A 3,678-nucleotide genomic window follows, 5' to 3' on the forward strand; every position below is an offset into this window, starting at 1 on the left:
ATCGAATATTGAATAGGATGTGTTGGTCAACACTTTGTGTAACGGGCGTTTTATCCCAAATCTATCTTCGTTGACCAATCAAACCTATCATAAAAAAAATAAGCATAGATGTCTATCACTAAAGTGATTTTCATCTATGCTTATATTGTACAAATCTATCTACTCTCCCGATTTTTATAGATAAATTTATTAAAGTAATTGAGTAAATTTATATTCTATACATTATATTAACTTATAATTAACACTTATAGTATCTCCACTATTCATATCCTTCACCTTAACTGTATCCTTCTCAACTTCCTCTTCCCCAATTAAAATTACATTACTAACACCTAATTTATTAGCATAATTCATTTTCTTCTTTAATGAATCATCTTCAAAATATATAGTAGCCTTATATCCCTTTTCATTTAAGCTTTTTAGTACTTCTCCACAATACTCCATTGTCTCTCCTATAGGTAATATCAAATAATCTATCCTATTTTCTATACTATAATTATTTATAAATCCAATTTCCTTTAATACAAAAAATAATCTAGTAAGTCCAATAGAAATCCCTACCCCAGGTAAAATATTATCAGTATATTTTTCTGCTAAATTATCATATCTTCCCCCTGAACAAATAGATCCATAACTTTCATTACCTACTAATGTTGTTTCAAAAACAGTTCCAGTATAATAATCTAAACCTCTTATTATCTTTAAATTTATTTTAAACTCATCATCATTTACCCCTAATATTTCTAACATTAACTTTACTTTCTTTAGCTCTTTTAATCCTTCAATGAAATATTCATTTTCAATATTAAGATTAAAAAGATACTCTAATATTTTTTCATTAGATCCATTAATATCTAATATTCTATTAATATACTCACTTTTTTCACTGCCTATAAGATTTTCTAATTCACTAGTAAATACTTCTTTTCCTATTTTATCATACTTATCAATTAATATCATTACCTCATTAATATTTTCTATCTTTAATTTACTTAATACTCCCTTCAATATTTTTCTATTACTTAGCTGAAATTTATAATTAGGTAATCCTATTGATTTAAAAGCTTTAGATGCTAAACTTATAACCCATGCATCATTATCTATACTTAGTTCTCCTTTACCAATAACATCAATATCACATTGATAAAACTCTCTATATCTTCCCTTTTGGTTTCTCTCTCCTCTATATACCTTTCCTATCTGATATCTTTTAAATGGAAAAACTAAATTATTATAATATTGAGCCACATATCTAGCAAAAGGCACTGTTAAATCAAATCTTAATGCTAAATTATTTTTTCCTTTTTGAAAGCTATAAACTTGTTTTTCTGTTTCACCTCCACTTTTAGCAAGTAATACTTCTGCTTTTTCTATTATTGGTGTATCTATAGCTAAACATCCATTATCTTCATATACCTTTGTTATTTTAGATACTATATCATTGAATATTTGTTGCTCCTTTGGTAATAACTCCATGAACCCCGGTAATATACTTGGTTTTATAATATTTCTTTTCATAATTAATTCACTCCTAAAATAATTTCTATACAAAAAAGCCATGTAGGCATATATCCCACATGGCTCTAAATAAATTATGATTCCACTTAACTTATCATTACCAGAGATACAAGCCTACACTGATAGACTTGTATCTGCCTTTGAACAGACCAAGTCTCTAGTAATGATGATGAATTTTGTTTTGTTTGCTTGTATTAAGTGTTTTCATAATCTTCCTCCTGAAATAAATTAATATTATTATACTCTTATACAATTTAATATTCAATAATTTTCTATCTATAGCTTGAGGTATCTATAAAATAAATTTAATCCTCCCCATAAATTTCTTCTACTTCTTTTAAATATGGAATTGATGGTTGTGCACCTTTTCTTTGAACTGATATTGATGATACTTGATTTCCAAAATTCACTGCCTTTATTAAAGTTTCTTTATTAATATTTTTAAAATCTAACTTCGAACTTAAACCTCCAATAAAACTATCTCCTGCTGCAGTTGTATCTATTGCTTTTACCTTATATGCTGGTACTAATTCACAGAAATCTTTTCCTATTACCGCAGCCCCCTTAGCTCCCAAAGTAATTATTACAAACTTAACGCCTTTTTCTAAAAATACTCGACCTGCTCTATTTGCATCTTCCAAAGTTTCAATCGTAACTCCTGTTAATACTTCTGCCTCTGTTTCATTAGGAACTATAATATCTGTTACCTTTAAAAACTCTTCATTTATTTCCTTTGCTGGAGCTGGATTTAATATTGTTACCTTTCCAAATTCCTTAGCTCTTTTAAATGCCTTTAAAGTCATTTCTTCAGCTGTCTCAAATTGAGCTATTAAAATATCAGATTCTTTAATTTTCTCTACTGAAGATTCAATTTCATATTCATCAATTGTCATATTGGCTCCTGATACAACTATTATTGAATTATTTCCATTTTCATTAACCATAATAAAAGCCATTCCTGTTGCTTCTTTTTTATCTTCAAAAACGTATTTCACATCTATATTATCTTCTTGTAGTTTATTCTTAAGAATTTGTCCATTTTCATCTTTTCCTATTTTAGCTATCATAGAAACTTCAGCTCCGCATCTTTTAGCTGCAACAGCTTGATTTGCACCTTTTCCTCCTGCTATCTTTTCAAATGATTGTGATAAAATAGTTTCTCCTACCCTTGGTATATCATCAACTTTTACAACTAAATCCATATTAATACTTCCAAGTACACATACTTTATTCATAAGTTCATCTCCTCTTAACACCTCTATTTAAATTACTAAATCCTTTAAGTATATAATACACTTTTTATAAAAATTATTTAATGTCTTTTATTAAAAATTTCTTCTATACTTTCTCATAAAAAAAAGATATTTATAAGTTACTACAATTCACTTAAAAATATCTTTTTATAATTATATTCTTCTATAATAATTCTTCTACGCAAGCTATACCTATAGCCCCTGGACCTATATGACAACTAACACTTAGTGATAATGGATATATCTGAATATCATAGTTTGGAAATGCTTCTTCTAACTCACCTTTCCACTCTATTCCTACTTCCTCACTACCTGTATATGCAGCATATATTCTCATATTTGAATTACTTGCAAATCTATTTTTAATATCATCAGCTATTGCTTCCTTCATAGCTCTCTTAGCTTGCTTCCTTCCTCTAACCTTTTTAAATGCATCTAATTTTTCACCTTGAATTTGTAGAACTGGATTAATATTTAATACTTTTGCAAAAGAAGCAACTGCCGGTGTAAGTCTTCCACCTTTTTTAAGGTAATCTAATGTATCAGGTACTATATAAATGCTAGCCTGATATTGTCTATCTTCTAATATTTCTTTTATTTCTTTAGCTGATTTACCTTTCTTAACAAGATTTATTGCATCTTTAACTGATTGTAATTGAGTTACAGATATTCTTCTATTATTAACAACAAATACCTTTCCTTCATACTCTTCTGCTAACATTACTGCTGTTTCATAAGTTCCACTTAGTGAACTAGACATAGGAATATATATTATGTACTCTTTCTCTTTAAGAACCTCATCCCAATTTTTCATTACATCTCCTGGTGATGGTTGTGATGTATTCACATCTAAATTATCCTCTAAAAATTTATAGAATTCTTTTTGATTTAATGTTAATCCTTCATA

At 27.9% G+C, this 3,678-nt stretch carries 3 protein-coding genes; all 3 read right to left on the reverse strand.

Annotated features, from left to right (window positions below; all coding sequences use genetic code 11):
* Positions 1–222: 222 nt before the first annotated feature.
* Positions 223–1,518 (reverse strand): histidine--tRNA ligase, encoded by a 1,296-nt coding sequence (gene hisS / locus Q0G30_RS13885; RefSeq protein ID WP_148323769.1) that lies wholly within the window; start codon positions 1,516–1,518, stop codon positions 223–225.
* A gap of 305 nt (positions 1,519–1,823) precedes the next feature.
* Positions 1,824–2,753, reverse strand: coding sequence for a ribokinase (rbsK, locus tag Q0G30_RS13890; protein WP_294391264.1), 930 nt, complete (start codon positions 2,751–2,753; stop codon positions 1,824–1,826).
* Between the two features lie 181 nt (positions 2,754–2,934).
* Positions 2,935–3,678, reverse strand: a 744-nt coding sequence (locus Q0G30_RS13895; protein ID WP_294391266.1) for a DegV family protein, incomplete at its 5' end; no start/stop codon positions are given.

It is taken from the genome of uncultured Clostridium sp. (assembly GCF_934754925.1).
Taxonomy (GTDB): domain Bacteria; phylum Bacillota; class Clostridia; order Clostridiales; family Clostridiaceae; genus Clostridium.